Annotated in this window: 16 protein-coding genes; 3 read left to right on the top strand and 13 right to left on the bottom strand. The window is 62.1% G+C overall.

Translation table 11 applies throughout. The annotated features are described in order from the left end of the window. The first annotated feature begins 66 nt into the window (after nucleotides 1-66). On the top strand, nucleotides 67-1,893 hold the full coding sequence (locus WBQ96_RS06975; protein WP_336548668.1) for an ATP-binding protein: 1,827 nt from the start codon (nucleotides 67-69) through the stop codon (nucleotides 1,891-1,893). Nucleotides 1,894-2,091: 198 nt separating this feature from the next. Here the strand turns inward: WBQ96_RS06975 and WBQ96_RS06970 are convergent, their stop codons facing one another. Beyond that, the gene (locus WBQ96_RS06970; RefSeq protein ID WP_336548666.1) at nucleotides 2,092-2,883 is read right to left on the bottom strand and encodes a GGDEF domain-containing protein; all 792 of its coding nucleotides are present in this window, start codon (nucleotides 2,881-2,883) and stop codon (nucleotides 2,092-2,094) included. Nucleotides 2,884-3,014: 131 nt separating this feature from the next. Next, entirely contained in the window at nucleotides 3,015-3,971 is a 957-nt protein-coding gene (miaA, locus tag WBQ96_RS06965; protein WP_336548664.1) for a tRNA (adenosine(37)-N6)-dimethylallyltransferase MiaA, read from the bottom strand. Here miaA and serB point away from each other — a divergent pair. Together serB and WBQ96_RS06955 are read left to right on the top strand one after the other, a co-directional pair. Continuing rightward, on the top strand, nucleotides 3,949-4,836 hold the full coding sequence (gene serB, locus WBQ96_RS06960; RefSeq protein WP_336548663.1) for a phosphoserine phosphatase SerB: 888 nt from the start codon (nucleotides 3,949-3,951) through the stop codon (nucleotides 4,834-4,836). The genes miaA and serB overlap by 23 nt on opposite strands. Then, nucleotides 4,833-5,393 carry a GNAT family N-acetyltransferase gene (locus WBQ96_RS06955; RefSeq protein ID WP_336548661.1) on the top strand — a complete coding sequence of 187 codons (561 nt, stop codon included), beginning with the start codon at nucleotides 4,833-4,835 and terminating at the stop codon, nucleotides 5,391-5,393. The genes serB and WBQ96_RS06955 overlap by 4 nt, the downstream gene beginning before the upstream one ends. Nucleotides 5,394-6,331: 938 nt before the next feature. On the opposite strand, the gene WBQ96_RS06950 is transcribed toward WBQ96_RS06955, so the two are convergent. From WBQ96_RS06950 to WBQ96_RS06900, 11 genes are all read right to left on the bottom strand, one after another. Beyond that, complete coding sequence (locus WBQ96_RS06950) at nucleotides 6,332-7,927, bottom strand: DegQ family serine endoprotease (RefSeq protein WP_336548660.1); 1,596 nt, start codon at nucleotides 7,925-7,927, stop codon at nucleotides 6,332-6,334. A gap of 136 nt (nucleotides 7,928-8,063) precedes the next feature. Then, complete coding sequence (locus tag WBQ96_RS06945; RefSeq protein ID WP_336548658.1) at nucleotides 8,064-8,249, bottom strand: DUF2065 domain-containing protein; 186 nt, start codon at nucleotides 8,247-8,249, stop codon at nucleotides 8,064-8,066. A 6-nt stretch (nucleotides 8,250-8,255) separates the two neighbouring features. Then, nucleotides 8,256-9,197, bottom strand: a complete 942-nt coding sequence (hflC, locus tag WBQ96_RS06940; RefSeq protein ID WP_336548656.1) for a protease modulator HflC — start codon at nucleotides 9,195-9,197, stop codon at nucleotides 8,256-8,258. After that, a complete protein-coding gene (hflK, locus tag WBQ96_RS06935) occupies nucleotides 9,197-10,306 on the bottom strand; it encodes an FtsH protease activity modulator HflK (RefSeq protein WP_165115999.1) in 1,110 nt (369 codons plus the stop codon). Before hflK ends, hflC begins: the two co-directional genes overlap by 1 nt. A gap of 150 nt (nucleotides 10,307-10,456) precedes the next feature. Next, nucleotides 10,457-10,978 (bottom strand): dihydrofolate reductase, encoded by a 522-nt coding sequence (locus WBQ96_RS06930; RefSeq protein ID WP_336548652.1) that lies wholly within the window; start codon nucleotides 10,976-10,978, stop codon nucleotides 10,457-10,459. Then, nucleotides 10,978-11,991 carry a DUF4424 domain-containing protein gene (locus WBQ96_RS06925; RefSeq protein ID WP_336548650.1) on the bottom strand — a complete coding sequence of 338 codons (1,014 nt, stop codon included), beginning with the start codon at nucleotides 11,989-11,991 and terminating at the stop codon, nucleotides 10,978-10,980. The genes WBQ96_RS06930 and WBQ96_RS06925 overlap by 1 nt, the downstream gene beginning before the upstream one ends. A 460-nt stretch (nucleotides 11,992-12,451) precedes the next feature. Next, nucleotides 12,452-13,249, bottom strand: a complete 798-nt coding sequence (gene iolB, locus WBQ96_RS06920) for a 5-deoxy-glucuronate isomerase (RefSeq protein ID WP_336548648.1) — start codon at nucleotides 13,247-13,249, stop codon at nucleotides 12,452-12,454. Between the two features lie 4 nt (nucleotides 13,250-13,253). Beyond that, the gene (locus tag WBQ96_RS06915; RefSeq protein ID WP_336548647.1) at nucleotides 13,254-13,460 is read right to left on the bottom strand and encodes a DUF3329 domain-containing protein; all 207 of its coding nucleotides are present in this window, start codon (nucleotides 13,458-13,460) and stop codon (nucleotides 13,254-13,256) included. Nucleotides 13,461-13,539: 79 nt separating this feature from the next. Beyond that, nucleotides 13,540-14,457, bottom strand: a complete 918-nt coding sequence (gene iolE / locus WBQ96_RS06910; RefSeq protein ID WP_336548646.1) for a myo-inosose-2 dehydratase — start codon at nucleotides 14,455-14,457, stop codon at nucleotides 13,540-13,542. Between the two features lie 174 nt (nucleotides 14,458-14,631). Continuing rightward, a complete protein-coding gene (iolD, locus tag WBQ96_RS06905) occupies nucleotides 14,632-16,482 on the bottom strand; it encodes a 3D-(3,5/4)-trihydroxycyclohexane-1,2-dione acylhydrolase (decyclizing) (protein ID WP_336548645.1) in 1,851 nt (616 codons plus the stop codon). A gap of 23 nt (nucleotides 16,483-16,505) precedes the next feature. After that, complete coding sequence (locus WBQ96_RS06900) at nucleotides 16,506-18,440, bottom strand: bifunctional 5-dehydro-2-deoxygluconokinase/5-dehydro-2-deoxyphosphogluconate aldolase (protein WP_336548643.1); 1,935 nt, start codon at nucleotides 18,438-18,440, stop codon at nucleotides 16,506-16,508. Between the last annotated feature and the right edge of the window lie 358 nt (nucleotides 18,441-18,798).

Here is an 18,798-nt window from a genome sequence, read left to right as displayed (position 1 = left end):
CGGCCTTAACCCAATGTGGATAGACTTTTCGCAAATAGAACACTTCCGAGAGGCGCAGCCATTTCCATGTATGTCGACGGGCAGAAATCCGGCGGAGAACCAACTTCGCAGGAACGTCGCGACAACGCGCAACCCGACGCGCGCGTCCTTGGCCACGTGGTTCATTGCGACGGCGCCCGCGCCACCATCGCAGCCTTCGCCGACGCGAGCGATGGTTCGGTAACCGGCCAGTGGACGGTCGGGCGCATGATCTCCATCAATCTCGGCGCGTGCCGCACCGTCGGCCTGGTCTATGCCATCGGCAAATCCGACCGCGTCTGGAACAATGACGGCCGCAATGCCATCGAGGTCAGCATCGAACTCATCGGCGAGGTCCGCGATCTCCCTGCGCCGGCAAAGCCGGCATTCGATCGCGGCATCACCGTATATCCGCATATCGGCGCGGTCGCCCACCGCATCCGCGCTCGCGACCTTCAGGCGGTCTACGATCTCGCCGGTCGCAAGGCCGTCACAATCGGGCAGTTGTCGCAGGACGAGACCATCGACGCCTGCATCGCCATCGAAGACACGCTGACCCGCCATTTCGCCGTGGTCGGCACCACCGGCGTCGGCAAATCGACCGCCGTGTCACTGCTGTTGCGCAAGACGATCCAGGCCAAGCCCGACCTGCGCGTGCTTATCCTCGATCCGCACAATGAATTCGCCGACGCCCTGCCCGAGCTCAGCGTCAAGGTCGACACCTCGTCGCTCGACCTACCCTTCTGGCTGTTCCGGCTGGAGGAGTTCGCGGAAGTGCTGTTTCGCGGGCGAGAGATCGTTCCCGAGGAACTCGACGTTCTGCGCGATCTCATCCCGCACGCCAAGAACCTCTATCGCAATCCGAACGCCGGCACCTTCATACGTCGCGGCAGCGATGCCCTGACCGCCGACACGCCGGTGCCCTACCGCATGGCCGACCTGATCAAGCAGATCGACGAGCGCATGGGCCTGCTGGAAAGCAAGAACGACCGCCCGGTCTATCGCGCGCTAAAGACGCGCATCGAATCGGCTGTCGCCGATCCACGCTACCGCTTCATGTTCGCTTCCAGGCTGATCGAGGACACGATCCACCAGACCATCGGCAACATCTTCCGCATTCCGCATGGAGGCCGGCCGATCACCTGTTTTGAGATGGCCGGCATGCCTTCGGAAGTGGTCAACTCGGTCTGCTCCGTTCTGGCCCGGCTCGCCTTCGACTTGGCATTGTGGAGCGAGGGGCGGCTGAAGCTGCTGGTGCTATGCGAGGAAGCCCATCGTTACATGCCTTCCGACCCAAGGCTGGGCTTCGCGCCGACCCGCCACGCCATGTCGCGCATCGCCAAGGAAGGCCGCAAATATGGCTGCTATCTCGGCGTGGTAACGCAGCGGCCGGGCGATCTCGATCCGACGATCCTGTCACAGTGCTCGACGGTTTTCGCCATGCGGCTCGCCAACGACCAGGACCAGAAGATCATCCGCTCGGCGATCGCCGACTCTTCGGCCTCTACCCTGTCCTTCCTGTCTTCCATGGGCCAGCGCGAGGCCATCGCCTTCGGCGAAGGTGTCGCGACCACCATGCGCCTGAAATTCGAACGCCTGCCGGCAAATCTGATACCCGGTGCGGGAAAACGTCATGCCTCGGATGCAACCAGCACGGACGATGCGGATGTCGATCTCGCCGCGATCGTCGAGCGGCTGCGCAACGTGCCCCGTCCGCAGCAGAATCTCGGCTTCTCCGAAGCCGTTGATGTGCAGCGCCAGGCCGGCGATCCTGGCTATCGCAAGACGGCAACTGCAATCCCGGCAGCCGATGACCTCGACGTCAGCTTCGGCCTCAAGACGACAACCTTTGGGCTCCGCCCGCGCTCGGATTGAAGCCAAAACCGACCATCATCAGCAGCACCAATTGCGACGCCGGCTGGCTTGGGAAGAATTCCCGCAGGAATTCGTCAGGCTGAGTCTTATGGCGCTGGTTTTCGAGAACCGGAGCGGAGCGTACATTTTAGTACGTGAGCACCGGAAGCGCAGAAAACCGGTGTCAGAAGGCCAGCATCACGAATTCATGTGGAATTCTCAGGCGCTGACGCGATTGCGGCCCTGTCTCTTGGCCTCGTAGAGCTGCTTGTCGGCGCGGCGGAAGAACTCTTCGGCCGTTTCCTTGCGATCCCAGACGGCAAGGCCGACGCTGGTGGTGATCTTCAGACGTATGTTGCCGTTGAACACCGTGGTGGCGGCGATCGCCTTGCGTATGCGCTCGGCGAGCCGGGTCAGCATGTCGGCGTCCATGTTGGGTGCCACCACCGCGAATTCCTCGCCGCCGAGACGTGCGACGACATCGTGGTAGCGGGTCATGTCCTTCAGGCAACTGGCGACGGCGCGCAGCACATCGTCGCCTATATCGTGCCCGTGCGTGTCGTTGACCTGCTTGAAATGATCGAGATCGAGGATCATCAGGCCGACAGGCTTCTCGATCTTGCGAAACTCCTCGAGATATTCCCGCAGCGCATCGTCGAAATAGCGCCGGTTCTGCATGCCGGTCAGCGCGTCGGTGAGCGCGGCCTGTTCCAGTGTTACTGAGCGGGCGCTGAGAGAGGCCGTCATGGCGCGCAGCTTGCCCTGCTCTTTCACCTGTGTGCGGATCTGCGGATAGATGAAGAAGATGCCGAAGAACAGCGCGGTCGTAAGAAGAACACCCGTCGCGAAAAGCAATTTGGAAAGATAGGCGACACCCTCCATCCGCTCCGGCTGGTAAAGCGTCTCGGTCGACGTGTGAAGAACGCCGTAGGCATGCACGATCACCGCTCCGGCCGCGAGAATAACGGTAATCAATACAAAAAAGGCCGATTCCGACTGGTGGAAGCGCATATTCTTTCCGTTGACGAGCTGTCGTGAATTGTTATGCCACCTTGGACCTTACGGAGGGTTAATCCCGGCAACCGCAAGGCGAGAACGGCGCAGCCGTTGTCGCTGCGCAAGCTGTATAGAAATTCCCCCCACTACCCATTCGCTTCCAAAGCAACCGAGGCGTCGATGCGCTGCCACTCCGGCCCAAGCTGATTGCGGAACCATGTCCCCTGGCGCTTGGAATACTGTCGCGTTGCAATCTTTGCGCGTATAGTTGCCTCGGAAAACTTAATTTTTCCTGAATCCGCAGCCTGAAGCTCCCGCACGCCGATCGCCTTCATCGCAGGCAAGGCCGGATCGAGCTCCAATGCGCTCAGCGCTCTCACCTCTTCCAGCGCGCCTGCCTCAAGCATATGATCAAACCGCTGGTCTATGCGATGCACAAGCGCAGCACGCTCTGGTTCGATCACAAAGAAGTGAGCGCTTTCCCGGTCTATCAGCGGATGCCCACTATCAGCCTGCCAGTGCAGGATGGAACGGCCCGATGCCTCCAGCACCTCCAGCGCCCGTACGATGCGCTGCCCGTCGGTCGGGCGCAGGCGCTGGGCGGTTTCGGGATCTTCCTGCCGCAGGATGCGGTGCAGCCGGTCGGGTCCGTCCTCGAGCAGGCGATAGCGCCACCGGTCGCGGATCGCCGGCGGGATTTCCGGCATCTCGGAAATGCCTTCCGCCAGCGCCCGAAAATAGAGCCCGGTGCCGCCGACGAAAATCGGCGTCCTGCCCTCGAACACTCCTTCGCCCATAAGTTTCATCACGTCGCGCAGCCAGGCGCCGGTGGAATAGGCGGTTCTCGGCGAAACGTGGCCGTAGAGATGATGCGGCGCGCGCGCCAGGTCTTCCGCGCCGGGCCGCGCCGTCAGCACGTTCAGCACGGCATAGCCTTGCATGGAATCCGTATTGACGATCACGCCGTTTTTCTTCTCGGCAAGGTCGAGCGCGAGCGCCGACTTGCCGCTGGCGGTCGGCCCGGCTATCAGGATCGCGTTCCTGATGCTTCCGCCACCCTCAGCCTCGCCGGATTTCTCCATGTCGCTTGTCGCCACGCTCATTTCCCATCCGGCCCAGGGCCGACTTTCGCAATCGCTGGCGAATATGGCCTCGCAGGCGGTCGGCGCAAGCTCTGTTCGTTGGCTTTCCGAGAAAATCGCCTGCGATATCGCCTTGCCGAATTCCATTTCGGTGGACGAGGCCCTGTCGGCATTGCGTGCAGCGCTTGATGGCGAGCCGATCGACGTCGTTGTCCAGGAAAGCGACACACGCCGGAAAAAAATCCTGATCGCCGACATGGATTCAACCATGATCGACCAGGAGTGCATCGACGAACTGGCCGACGAGATTGGCGTCAAGGCGCATGTCGCGGCCATCACCGCGCGCTCGATGAATGGCGAGATCGCCTTCGAACCGGCGCTGCGCGAACGCGTGGCACTCTTGAAAGGGCTCGACGCCGCCGTCATCGACCGCATCATCGCCAATCGCCTGACACTGGCTTCCGGCGGACTGCAGCTGGTCGCCACGATGCGCGCCAACGGCGCCTATTCGGCACTTGTGTCGGGCGGTTTTGACGTTTTCACCTCGCGCATTGCCGCGATGCTCGGCTTCGACGAGAACCGCGCCAACCGCCTTATCGAGAAGGACGGCCATCTCACCGGCGAGGTTGCCGAGCCGATCCTCGGCCGCGCCGCCAAGGCTGACGCGCTGAACGAAATCTCCGCACGCCTCGGGCTCTCGCCGGCGGACGCGATCGCCGTCGGCGACGGCGCCAACGATCTCGACATGATCCATCTTGCCGGCACTGGCGTCGCGCTCCACGCCAAGCCATCGGTCGCAGCCGAGGCAAAGGTGCGCATCGACCATGGTGATCTCACCGCCCTGCTCTACCTTCAGGGCTACAGCGAGAAGGAGTTTGTTGCATGAAGCCTATTCGCACAGAACGCCTTATCCTGCGCAACTGGGAAGAGCGCGACCGCGACCTGTTCTTCCGCATCAACTCCGACGAAACGGTGATGGAGTTTTTTCCTTTCCGCCGCGACCGCGCTCAGGCGGACGCCAAGATGGACGAGATACGCGCCGAAAACACCGAAAACGGCTATGGCTGGATGGCGGCAGAAATAGCCGCGACGGGTCAATGCATAGGCTTCATTGGCCTCCACGACGCCGAGATCGAGCCGGCTGCGCCCTCCGGCACGATCGAGATCGGCTGGCGCCTGGCACCGGAATTCTGGGGCAAGGGCTACGTTACGGAAGGTGCCGCAGCACTGCTCGATTTCGGTTTCGACACCCTCGGCAAGCTGGAAATCATCTCCTTCGCCGTCGAGAAGAATCACCGCTCGACAGCCGTCATGGAACGCCTCGGCATGCGCCGCGAGCCATCGGGGGATTTCGATCATCCCGAAGTGCCTGACACGCATCCGCAATTGAAGCGGCATGTGCTGTATCGGCTTTCGCGGGAAGACTGGCGGGCGAAGAAGTAAGTTCGGGCGCCGGCGCGCACTCGCCTTCCCTTCTCCCCCTGTGGGAGAAGGAGAGGCGCGCTTCATCATCGCCACGCCCGGTTTTCACCGTCTGGCCATTGTCAAAGAGCCGGGAAAGACGGACGGCCGAAATCTCGCTCATCTTTTGTATTTTCTGCGATCTCTCGACCGCCCGTCTCGGTATCTGTCCCGAAGTTGGCCGGTCACAACGCCCGCTCCATGTACATTCCATGGACAAGACGCCGCGGGTTCTCCGCATGGTTTTGGGCAGAGGCATTTGCGCCGTGCTCGTTCCACGCCGACCTGTGTCAGGCCCTCGGAGCCCTGGCTACCACACCAGGGCGGGAGGTCACCGCCACTCCCCCTTGATCCCGGTTCCAGACCCGGTCCCGCAGGAGCGATGGGGGGATTATGCCGGAGGTGTTTTGGGGTGGGGATAAATCGGGCGTGAAAAAATGTGCTGGGTGAATGGAAACAATGGGTTGAGTGGAAATTGGGTGAATCTATTTCCCCCAGTTTCCGCTGGTTTCAGCTTCGGCAGTTCTGCACCGCTGTAGCCGTCATAGATGTTCCGGCATGGATCCCCGGGTTCTTCGCATTCGCTTCGCTCATGCTGCGACCCGAGGATGACGAGCTTGTTATTCACGCGTCTGCTAATCGCCAACGCTTGGGACTCGCGGCAAGCCCAAATGCAGTTCGTCATTCTCGACCTCGTGAGCGAGGAACGAGCGGAGAGTGTCGGGAATCCATGCCGGAACGGAGAAGAGCCTCAGCGGTGCAGAAGGATCACCGTCAAGATCGGGCAGCCCTGCAAACAGATACCGCGTAGGCTGCGCCACCTTGAAGCCCGCAAAAGCCAACTTGCAGCCCATCAAAAAAGGGCGGTCACTCGACCGCCCTTCCCAAAAAAAATCAACAGTTTGCGTCCGTTTTCGGACTCAATCCATCCGCACGGTCACGAAGCGCAATTCGCCGCTTTTCGACGCCAGCATCAGCAGCGCGTTCTTGCGGCCCTGTTCCTTCAGCGCGCCGATACGGTCCATCACGTCCTTGGGTGACGACACCGATTCCTGGGCGATCTCGGTGATCACCTCGCCGGCAAGAATACCACGCTCGGAAGCAGCCGAGTTCGGTGCGACCTCGGTGACGACGACGCCAGAAACCTCGGCGCCGATCTCGAACTTCTTGCGCGTCTCGTCGTTCAGTTCGCCGATGGTCATGCCGAGAACGGAAGCGGTCGCGACTGCGCCGCTGTCGCCTTCCCCTTGTGCCGGCTTGTCTTCCTCGTCCTGGCTGAGCTTTTCGCCATCTTCCAGGCGGCCGAGCGTGACCTTGACGGTCTGCTCGACGCCCTTGCGCACGATCAGCACGTCGACGGCCTTGCCGACCGGGCTTTCAGCCACGACACGCGGCAGGTCGCGCATTTCATGAACGTCCTTGCCGTCGAACTTGGTAATCACATCGCCGGGCTGGATTGTTCCATTGTCGACCGGTCCACCCTTGATGACGCCGGCGACCAGCGCGCCCTTGGCGCCCTTCATGCCGAGGCTTTCGGCGATCTCGTCGGTGACCGGCTGGATGCGCACGCCGAGCCAGCCGCGGCGTGTCTCGCCGAACTCGGAAAGCTGGGCCACCACACCTGCTGCAAGCTCGGAGGGTATAGAGAAGCCAATGCCGATCGAGCCGCCCGAGGGCGAGATGATGGCGGTGTTGATGCCGACGACTTCGCCTTCCATGTTGAACAGCGGGCCGCCGGAATTGCCCCGGTTGATCGCCGCATCCGTCTGGATGAAGTCGTCATAGGGGCCGGAATTGATGTCGCGGTTGCGTGCCGAGATGATGCCGACGGTGACGGTGCCGCCGAGGCCGAACGGGTTGCCGACGGCCATGACCCAGTCGCCGATGCGCATCTTGTTGGAATCGCCGAAATTCACCGCCGTCAGCTTCTTGCCCTTGGGATCGACCTGCAGCACGGCGATGTCGGTCTTGGTGTCGGTGCCCTTGAGCGTCGCCTTGAGCTTGGAGCCGTCGGAGAAGTTCACTTCGATCTCGTCGGCATCGGCAATGACGTGGTTGTTGGTGACGATGATGCCCTTTTCGGCATCGACCACGAAACCTGAACCGAGCGACTGGACCTTCTGCGATCCGCCGCCACCACCGCCGCCGCCTTCACCATCCTTGTTGCCCTGGCGATTCTTGAAGAAATCGTCGAAGAAATCCTGGAATGGCGAGCCTTCCGGTAGCTGCGGCATCGGCACGGCACCGGGGCCTTCGCCGCCCTTCACCGTCTGCGAGGTCGAAATGTTGACGACAGCACCTAGCAACCCCTCAGCCAGATCGGCAACCGAGGCCGGGCCCTGCGGCGCGAGTCTTGGTTGCTGAGCCGGCACCTGGGCTTGCGGTGCAATCTTCGGCTTGTCCTGCGCCAGCGCCGGGGCGACGACATAGGGCGCAGCGACCGCGCCGGCCAGCAGCGCCATCGTCGCGGCCACGAAGGTTCTTCTTACCGCAGGCGGTACGAGTGTGAACGTCATAAGCAGGTGGCCTCCGGTTCAGATAAAGAAATAGCGTGGCAGCCCTAGGGGCGCATTACCATGTGGCAGGTAAAATACGGCGTGTTTGCGGCCTTGCATACTGCCCGGGGCAGGATGGCCGACAATCTTGTGTGAATTACCCGCGGGCAATCCAGACGATGGCGACACCAATGGCGATCGCCGCAAGCCCGGCAACACGCAGGGCGTTTTCAGGCACAAGAAGCACTTCGGAAGCCAGTTTCTTGGCGAGAGATGGAAAACCGCCATAGATCAGGCCCTCGATGACGAGGACCAGACCCATGGCGGCGATAAAGTCGGACACCGGCGATTACTGGCCGGTGGCTGGCTGCGCTGCCCCTGTCGCCGGGGCAGCAGGGGCTGCTTTCGATGCCGTTCCGCTCGGATTGCGGAAGAAGCGGAAGAACTCCGAATCCGGCGACAGAACCATCGTCGTGCCGGAATTATCCAGAGCCGAGCTGTAGGCGCTCATCGAGCGGTAGAACTCGAAGAACTCCGGATCGCGCTGGAACGCGCCGGCGAAGGCGGCGTTACGAGCGGCTTCACCCTCACCGCGCAGGATTTCCGATTCCTTGCGCGCTTCGGCAACCGTCTCGATGACCTCGCGGTCGGCACGGGCGCGGATGCGCTGTGCCGCTTCACGGCCGCGTGCCCTGAGCCTCTCGGCCTCGGCCAGACGCTCGGCCTTCATGCGCTCAAACGTCTGCGCCGAAACGTCCTGCGTCAGGTCGGTGCGGCGGATGCGGACATCCTCGATCTCCAGGCCGAGCGAGGTTGCGTCGGGACGGAGCTGGTCGCGCACCTCACGCATCATCGAGGCACGTTCCTCCGATAGCGCCGATTCGAAGCCACGCAGACCGTAGACCCGGCGTAGAGCCGCGTCGAAACGCGTCTTGAGACGCGCTTCGGCCAGCGAGATGTTACCCGAGACGGCCTGACGGAAACGACGCGGGTCCGAGATGCGATAGGCCATGAAAGCATCGACATCGTAGAACTTGCCGCCCGAAACCTGCACGCGGATGTCGTCGAGGTCGAAGCGCAGGACGCGGTTCTCGACCATCTGGACATTGTCTGCTTCGAAGATGCCGAACGGTGCCTTGAAGTAGATGCCGGGCTGCGTCTTGACGTCGACGATTTCACCGAAGCGCAGGATGATCGCCTGCTGCTTGGCGTTCACCACGAACACCGACGAATAGAGGATGAAGAGAAGGACGACGGCGATGAGGCCGATGATTGGAAGTCGGTTGCTCATCAGTTGCCTCCTTCGGCGGGAGCGGCAGGTGCGCGCTTCTGGAGTTCAGGCAACGGCAGATAGGGCACGACGCCCTGGCCGCTACCTTGTTCGACGATGACCTTGTTGGAGCCCTTGAGCACCTTTTCCATCGTTTCGATGAACAGGCGCTGGCGCGTCACGTCGGGTGCCTTGGCATATTCGTCGTAGACGGAGATGAAGCGCTGCGCCTCACCTTCGGCTTCCTGCACGACACGGTTCTTGTAACCGGCCGCTTCTTCGCGAACCTGAGCCGCCTCACCGCGAGCCTGACCGAGCTTCTGGTTGGAGTACTGGTTGGATTCCTCGACGAAACGGTCCTCGTCCTGCTCGGCGCGCTGCACCTCACTGAACGCATCCGCCACTTCGCGCGGCGGCGAAGCGTCCTCGATCGAGATGGCGTTGACCGCGAGGCCTGAGCCATATTCCTCGAGCGAGGTCTGGATGATGCCACGCACCGCATCAGCAATGCCCTGGCGATCGTCGCGGAAAATGTCCTGCGCCGGGCGGCGGCCGACGGCCTCGCGCATGGCGCTCTCGGCGACCTGCCGCAGCATGTCGTCCGGGTTGGACACGTTGAAGAGATAATCGCGCGGATTGTTGACCTGATAGGCAACCGAGAACTGCACGTTGACGATGTTCTGGTCGCCCGACAGCATCAGGCCCGAGCTGGCGCGGTCCGAACCGCCGCCGATATTGATCAGCTTTTCAGCCGTGTTGGCCTTCTCGACCGTTTCGATCGGCCACCAATGGAAATGCAGGCCCGGCTCCGAGAGCTGGTCCTTCGGCTTGCCGAAGCGCAGTTCAACCGCCACTTCGTCCGGCTGCACGGTGTAGACGGCCTGGAAGGCCCAGAACACCAGAAGCGCGATGGCGATGAGGCCGAAAAGGGCCGGGTTGCCGGCGCCGCCGCCGGGAAGAACATTCTTCAGCCTGTCCTGGCCGCGACGGATGATGTCTTCAAGATCGGGGGGTGAACCCTGCGGTCCACTCGGGCGAGGGCCCTGCCCCCATGGTCCGCCGCTATTGCCGCCGCCGCCGCCCCATGGGCCACCGCCGCCGCCTCCTCCACTCTGATTGTTCCAGGGCATGAATGTCCTTTCGCCTCAAAAACTTCCAGACCTGCTGCGACAGGCCCAAATTCCTTATCTTCCTTCTATAGGGACGCCATCACGCGCTTTCAACGCAACCGCCGTCTGCGCCGCACCTTTTCAGATGCGACACGTTCCCCAAGCACGCCTTCAATGCACGTCCGGGTGGCGTTCGTAAACCGTATAGCGTGTCGCATGGCTGTCCTTTTCGCCGGCAGGCAGCTCCTCCGCGCGGACAATACGCCAAATCTGAGGGTCAATCGCCGGAAAACGCGTGTCGCCGTCGATTTCGCCCAGCACATGCGTCACGTGAAGGCGATCTGCCATCGGCAACGCCTGCCGGTAGATCTCGCCGCCGCCGATGATGCAGATTTCGTCCGCACCCTCCATGCAGCGACCGCGCACGGTGGCAAGCGTGAGCGCATCCTCCAGCGAGCCGACGACCTCGGCACCCTCGGCTCGAAAACTTCGGTCACGCGTCACCACGATGTTCAGCCGCCCCGGCAGCGGGCGTTTGGGAAAACTCTCCCACGTCTTGCGGCCCATGACGATCGGCTTGCCCATCGTCCCGGCCTTGAAACGCTTGAGGTCGCTCGAAAGCCGCCATGGCAGACCGCCCTCGCGGCCGATCACGCCGTTTTCGGCTATGGCGACATAGATCGCGATATGCATCAGTTGCCGCTCCCGCTCTGGCTTGGGCTGAGGACCAGTATGTTGAGATCGCGCTCCGGATAAAAATCCTCCGCCGTCATGCGGAAGGTCGTCGGCCCGATTTTCTCGACACCTTTGCCGCAAAAGGAAACGAGGTTCTTCGGATCGCCCTTGTCGATGGTCAGCGTGAACTTACCGATGGTACCGGTGGCCCAGTTACCGCCGGTGGTCAGCACATAGGCGATGCGGCTCTCGCTGAGCGAGGGATAGCCGTCGGCATTTTCCTTCGCCGATTTGGCAACGGCGCGTTCGAAAGCGGCATCCATGCAATAGCGCTGCTTGTAGTCGGCATAGCCGTCGCCCTGGAATTTTCCGTCATTGAAGAAGTTCAGCCCCACCGAGGCGCCAACACTGGGCTGATAGCTGTGGGCGACGTTCACCGTCCTTCCCGCCGGAAATTTCGCACGCCACCAATAGGTCGAGCGCAACTGCCAATAGGGCGTGCGCACGCTCTTCATGCCCGAGCCATCATCAAACTCGTCGATGACGATGATGCCGCGATCAAGCCAGTCGTCGGCGACATCCTGCGGCAGCGCCTCCAACGCCTTCACCGCAGTGTCACCGAACGGGTAGAACGGCACATTGTGCGCCTTCAGATCGTCGGAAATGTCGATGCCGACCGCGAACGCCTTGTGTTCCAGTTCCGGCTTGATCGCCTGCCCGTCGACGGAAACCTCGAAGCCGAGAAAATTGTCGACATCGTTTTTGGGTATCGCCGGCATCTCATAAGGGCTGCCGGCAATGTCCGGCATCGGAAAGGCGACGATGGTATCGACATCCTTGTCCGTCTGGTTGCGGAAGACATAGTCGACCGTGACCTTCTCCTGCGAGATGAACAGATCCTCGCTTTCCATGGCGATCGCGTCGGTACGCGACAGAATCAGCCCGCCGGTGCCGAGTTCGGCCACAGAGTCATTGGCCAGCGCCGGCGCGGACACGGTGACGAGGCTGGCGAGCAGGATGTGTCGAAGCATGAAAAAATCCCCCGGCGTTGCGCTGATCGGCATGGTTTTTTGCCGAGTCAGTCAGGCATGGGCATCTAACCTGCCAAGGGAGGGTGATCAAAGCAAATCGGACAGGCCCAGCCGCCCCTCACCCTTACCCTCTCCCCGTGAAAAACGGGGAGAGGGAGGCGTCAGCGTTGGAGCTTCCTCCTTCTCCCCATTTACGAAAGGGCAATCACATCTGGCATGGCCTACCCCCACTCCGTCGCGCTTCGCGCGCCACCTCTCCCCCTCAAAAGGGGAGAGGAAGGGAGCCTAGCCTCGCGGCCGGCGTTTCCTCTCTCCCGTCGAGCGGGGGAGAGGTGGCTCGGCGAAGCCGAGACGGAGTGGGGGTCGAACTCCATATGCGATTGCCCTCGCCGAAGCTGCCCTTCCTCAGGTTGGATAAAACCTGCGTCAGATGGTCGTCAGTGCGGAATTGCCCGCGGTCTCAAGCCTTCAGCAGCCACTCATGCTCGCTGGCATTATGAAATCTCCACGTCCGCTTCGGCCCGGCCATGACATTGAGATACCATAGGTCATAACCATGACACGCCGCGCAGGGGTGATAACCCTTGGGCACCATCACCACGTCGCCGTCTTCCACCGCCATCGTTTCATCCAGCGAACGATCGTCGGTGTAGACGCGTTGGAAGGCAAAACCCTGCGGCGGGTTGAGGCGGTGGTAATAGGTTTCTTCGAGATAGGATTCGGCCGGCAGATTGTCCTGGTCGTGCTTGTGCGGCGGGTAGCTCGAGGTGTGGCCGCCGGGTGTGATCACTTCGACCACCAGCAGCGAATCCGCCGGCTCGCCTTCGGGCAATATGTTGGTGACGTAGCGGGTGTTGGTGCCCTTGCCGCGCAGTTCCTCGTGAAGGTCCTTCGGCGCAATCACCCGCACCGGTAGCCCGCCGCCGAGCCCCGGCGCAGAACAGACGGCGAGTTCGAGATCAGTCCCGGCTTCCACCGACCATTCGGTGTCCTGCGGCACATAGACCGACCATGGCTTGCCCTCGAAGGGCGACATGCGCTCGCCGAGAACGCCGAGATCCTGCCCGCCGGCATGGACCCTGCCCTTGCCCGAAACGAAAACGAGGCAGACCTCGCGCGAACCACTGCTCTCCGCCACCGTCTCGCCGGGCGTCAGGCGATGCAGGTCGAAACCGACGTAACCCCAGCCGGCACTTTGCGGCGTCACATGGGCGACGCGGCCGCCGCCATCCTTGGCCTTCACCAGAAGCTTCGACATGGCTTTAATCCTTCTTGTCGGCATCCACAGGCGGCGGCGCATAGCTGAAGAGATACTGCCACGCCGCATAGGCCGAAAAACCCAGCATGATCATTCCCCATGTCGGCGAATCCATCGCGAACTCGATGCCCGCCCAGACAAGGCAGAATGCTACCAACGCGATACGCCGCCACAGCGGGCGGAAGAAGGGATGTTCGGAATCCTTGGTCAAATGAAACGGCTCCAATCGGAAATCAGGTCAGCTCTTGCGCCCAAGCTTGGCACAGTCCGGCAGGGATGTGCCAGCACGATCAGACATTGGGAAAGCCCTGCGTCTCGACCGTGTAGCCGGCAACATTCATCACCCGCATCAATTCCTTGTGGCCAAGCTGAGCCATTTTCAGCGGCGGGTTCTTCTTCGGGTCCTGCTCGGCCTCGACCACGAACCAGCCTTCATAACCATGATCCGCGAAGCGCTGGACGATCGCGCCGAAATCGAGCGAGCCGTCTCCCGGCACAGTGAAGGCGCCCAGCGCCACCGCGTCGAGGAACGACTGCTTCTTCCAGTCCAGGCCGTCGATCACGCCACGGCGGATATCCTTCACGTGCACATGGCTGATGCGCTTGTGGTGATTGTCGATGGCGCGCAACACGTCACCGCCAGCGAAAGCGAGGTGACCGGCATCGAGCAGCAGCGGAATGCCCTCGCCGGAATGGTTCATGAAGGCATCCAGCTCATGCTCGAACTGCACGACGGCGGCCATGTGATGATGATAGGAAAGCGGCATGCCCTGCCCGGCGCACCATTCGCCGAATTCGGTGACCTTCCTCGCATAGGCCTTCATCTCATCGTCGGAGAGTTTCGGCTTGGTCGCCAGCGGCTTCGAGCGATCGCCCTGGATTGAGCGGCCGACCTCGCCATAGACGATGCAGGGCGCGTTGACCGCCTTGAACAGGTCGATCATCGGTTGGATGCGATCCTTGTTGGCCGACAGGTCCTCATCGACCAGCGTGCCGGAAAACCAGCCGCCGCAAAGGGTGACGTCGGCCGCCTTCAGGATCGGCAGCATGACCTCCGGATCGTCGGGAAAACGCCGGCCCTTCTCCATGCCGGTGAAACCCGCCGAGCGCGACTGGCGAAGACATTCCTCCAGCGAGACGTCATCGCTCAGTTCCACAAGATCGTCGTTCCACCACGCGATGGGTGACATGCCCAGTTTGGCTTTCAAGTCGTTGCTCCGGTTTCAGATCGTTATTGTCATAATCTTGGAGATTGGCGCTGCCCCTCACCCTTACCCTCTCCCCGTAAACGGGGAGAGGGGGCGCCAGCGTTGGAGCTTCCACCTCTCCCCGTCACTATACGGGGAGAGGTGCCGGCAGGCGGATGAGGGGCAGCGCCGACCTCAATCCCCTACCCGCTGCAATTTCACCGCTTCCTCATATTCCTTGCGCTTGGCGACGACCTCCTTGCGCGCACTCACCGCCGGCACTGCCACATCCCACCAATGCCCGCCGGCATCGGTCGAAATCAGCGGATCGGTATCAATGACCACCACGGTCGTGCGCGGATTCTGCTTGGCTTTGCCGAGCGCCGTTTCAAGTTCCGCCACCGACGACACCTTTTCCGAAATCGCGCCGAGGCTCGCCGCGTGGGCGGCGAAGTCGATATCCGGAAGGGTCTGGTGGCGCGAGTCCTTCAGCAGATTGTTGAAGTTGGCACCGCCGGTGCCCATCTGCAACCGGTTGATGCAGCCATAGCCGCGATTGTCGAGAAGCACGATGGTCAGCCGCAGCCCGAGCATCACCGAGGTTGCGATCTCCGAATTCAGCATCAGATAGGAGCCGTCGCCGACCATGACGACGACTTCCTCGTCGGGCTTCGCCATCTTGACGCCGAGCCCGCCGGCAATCTCGTAGCCCATGCAGGAATAGCCATATTCGGCATGGTAAGAGCCCGGCGCTCCGGCCTGCCACAGCTTGTGCAATTCGCCGGGCAAACCGCCCGCCGCATGCAAAACCGTCACGCCCGAGCCCATCGCCCGCTGCACTGCGCCGATCACCTGCGCATCCGAAGGCAGCGCGGCATTGGTCGAAGCTGTGACCTTGGCAGCCGCCGCCTGCCATTCGGCCTTGCCCGCCTTGGCGTTTTGCGTCCAGCTTGCCGGCGCCTTGTAGCCTTTCAACCCTGCGCCCAGCTCTGCCAGCCCTTCCGCCGCATCCGCCACCAGCGGCAGCGCACGATGTTTTCCCGCATCGAACGCCTGCACATTCAGTCCGACAAAGGTCTTTGCCGAATTGCGGAACAGCGCCCACGAGCCGGTGGTGAAGTCCTGCAAACGCGTGCCGACGGCAAGAATGACATCAGCCTCTTCCGCGAGACGGTTTGAAGCCGACGTTCCGGTGACGCCGACCGCCGCCATGTTGAGCGGATGATCGTCCGGCAGCGAGGATTTGCCGCCTTGCGTCTCGCAGACCGGAATGCCGGTCGCCTCGACCAGCCGCGCGAGATCAGCTGAAGCCTGCGAATAAAGCACGCCGCCGCCGGCGATGATCAGCGGCTTCTTCGCGTCTTTCAGCGCGGCCACCGCCGCCGCCAGTTCGGTGCGATCCGGGCGCAGCCGGCGCTGCGTCCATAGCCGTTCCTCGAAAAAACTCTCGGGATAATCGTAAGCCTCGGCCTGCACATCCTGGCACAGCGCGAGCGTCACCGGCCCGCATTCGGCCGGGTCGGTGAGCACTTGCATGGCCCGCGCCAGCGCCGGGATGATCTGCTCGGGCCGGGTGATGCGGTCGAAATAGCGCGATACCGGGCGGAAGCAGTCATTGGCCGAAACGGTGCCGTCGCCGAAATTCTCGACCTGCTGCAAAACCGGGTCGGGAATGCGGTTAGCGAAGACATCGCCCGGCAGAAGCAGCAGCGGCAGCCGGTTGACATGGGCCAGCGCGCAGGCCGTGACCAGATTGGTGGCACCGGGGCCGATCGAGGAGGTCACCGCCATGATGCGGCGGCGGAAATGCGCCTTGCCATAGGCGATCGCCGCGTGCGCCATCGCCTGCTCATTGTGCGCGCGGAAGGTCGGCAGGTCTTCCCTGATCTGATACAGCGCCTCGCCCATGCCGGCGACATTGCCGTGGCCGAAGATCGCCCATACGCCACCGAACAACGGCAGTTTTTCGCCGTCGATCTCGGTCATCTGGCGGGCGAGAAAGCGCGTAAGCGCCTGTGCCATGGTCAGGCGGATTGTCTTGCTCATGCTCTATTTTCCTCCCGGCCTTGTTATGCCGCCTTGCGTCCGCGCGCGGCAAGCCACGCTTCGGTGAGCTTTTCGAAACGCGACGCCATGTCGGCAATCGCTTCCTCGTCCGAGATTTTCCCGGCCAGCCATTTTTTTGCGGCATCGACGAATATTGTGCGGCCGACGGCAAAGCCCTTTACCACCGGCGCATCGGCGGTCGCGGCGAAAGCGGCCTCCAGTTCCGCCTGCGGCGCTTCCAGCCCGAGCAGCACGACGCCGCGGCACCACGGATCGTTCTTCGAAATCACCGCCTCGACCTTGCGCCACGCCTCCGCCGAGGCCTGCGGTTCCAGCTTCCACCAGTCCGGTTTGATGCCGAGATCGTAGAGCTCCTGCAGCGCGCGCGGGATCGTCTCGTCGTCGAGCTTGCCATGCTTGCCGGCGATGATCTCGATCAAAAGCTCGCGCCCCACTCGCCGCGACGCCTCGAACAGAGCGCGCAGCTTCTGCTGCTGTTCTTCCTTGAGAACTGCCGGATCGTCGGGATGATAAAAACTCAGGCATTTGATGCAGTGGTCGACCGGCCAGTCGACCAGCTGCGAGCCGATATCCTGTGAGAACTCGAAGCGCAGCGGCCGCGAGCCGGGAAGCTCCACCGGCCGCCCCAGCCACGCGAACGGGTGACGGGCGAATTCGAACATGGCGTCGCGGCCATGCTTTTCGTCCAGCAGCATGCCATAGCCTTCGCGGCCGGCGGCCACTCTCGCTGCAGCCTTCACCGCCAGCACCTTGAAATCGCCGATCCGCGCCAGATCGACGCCGAGCCTTGCCGCAACATCCTCGAGTTGCGAGCGATGGTCGATCGCCAACGCCATCAGCGAAGGGATTTCGCGCCGGCGGTTGGTCGCCCAATGGATGTGGTTGATCGCCTCGTCCTTGCGCAGCGCGTGCTGCTTGCTGCCGTTCTTCAGGAAGAACTGCAGCTCTTCCCAGGTCGGATATTCCGGCGCGCAGAGCAGGCGCGAGACGGCGAATGCGCCGCAGGCATTGGCCCAGGTGGCAGTGGTCTGCCAATCCTCAGCCCCGAGCCAGCCGCGCAGCAGGCCCGACATGAAGGCATCGCCTGCGCCGAGCACATTGTAGACCTCGATGGGGAAACCCTTGCCGACAATGCCGTCTTCGAGATCGTCGCTGATCTCGCCATCATAGACGATGCAGCCCATCGCGCCGCGCTTGAGCACGATCGTAGCGCTTGAGACCGCGCGGATCGCCTTGAGCGCGCCGAGCACGTCATCGGCGCCGGACGCGATCATGATCTCTTCCTCGGTACCGACGATCAGGTCGCAATCCGGCAGCACGGCCTTCAACTGCGCCGAGACGCGGTCGGATTTCACATAACGACCAAAGCCCTCGGCGTGGCCGGCAAGGCCCCAGAGGTTTGGGCGATAGTCGATGTCGAACGCGACCTTGCCGCCATTCTGCTTGGCAATGCGCATTGCCTTGCGCTGCGCGGCGGCGCTGTTTTCGCGCGAAAAATGCGTGCCGGTGACCACGATGGCGCTTGCCGAAGCGATGAAAGCTTCATCGATGTTTTCCTCAGAAAGCGCCATGTCGGCGCAGTCGGAGCGATAGAAGATCATCGGCGAAACGCCCTCTTCCTCCACCGCCAGCAGCACCAGCGCCGTCAGCCGCTCGGGATCGGTGGCGATGCCGTCTATGGCAACGCCCTCGCGCTGCAACTGTTCGCGAATGAAGCGGCCCATCTGCTCGTCGCCGACGCGGGTGACCAGCGCCGACTTCAGGCCAAGCCGCGCCGTGCCGACGGCGATGTTGGTCGGGCAGCCGCCCACCGATTTGGCCAAGGAGGCGATATCCTCCAGCCGCGAACCGATCTGCTGGCCATAGAGATCGACCGATGCGCGGCCGATGGTGATGACGTCGAGCAGCACTTTTTCGGCGCCACGAGACCCTGCCATGGCTTCCTCCCGAAACCGGAGCATCGGATAGAAAACCGGAATCCGGCTTTCGGACCATTTCGATGCTCATTCAAAAATGTCAGATCAACCTTTGCGCACGCAAGCGCGACGCATGGCGATCCAGGGATTGCTTGTTCAGCGCATTCTGGTCAACAGCCGCTGATAAAAATACGAAATATTAATTCCACACTCTAGTCAATATGGAATGTATATTCTTCTGCTGGAATAGCCATATCTGCCCGGGATGTATTGAGATTCAGGTCAGGGCGAGTCGAGAATGACGGTTTTCGAGAACCGGAACGCAGCGTACGTCTGGTACGCGAGTACCGGAAGCGCAGAAAACCGTTATTCGCAGGCC

The organism is Mesorhizobium sp. CCNWLY176 (assembly GCF_037153935.1).
In the GTDB taxonomy this organism is placed as follows: domain Bacteria; phylum Pseudomonadota; class Alphaproteobacteria; order Rhizobiales; family Rhizobiaceae; genus Mesorhizobium_M; species Mesorhizobium_M zhangyense.
The sequence above is the reverse complement of the archived record's forward strand: the minus strand, read 5'-3'. Positions and strand labels throughout refer to the sequence as shown.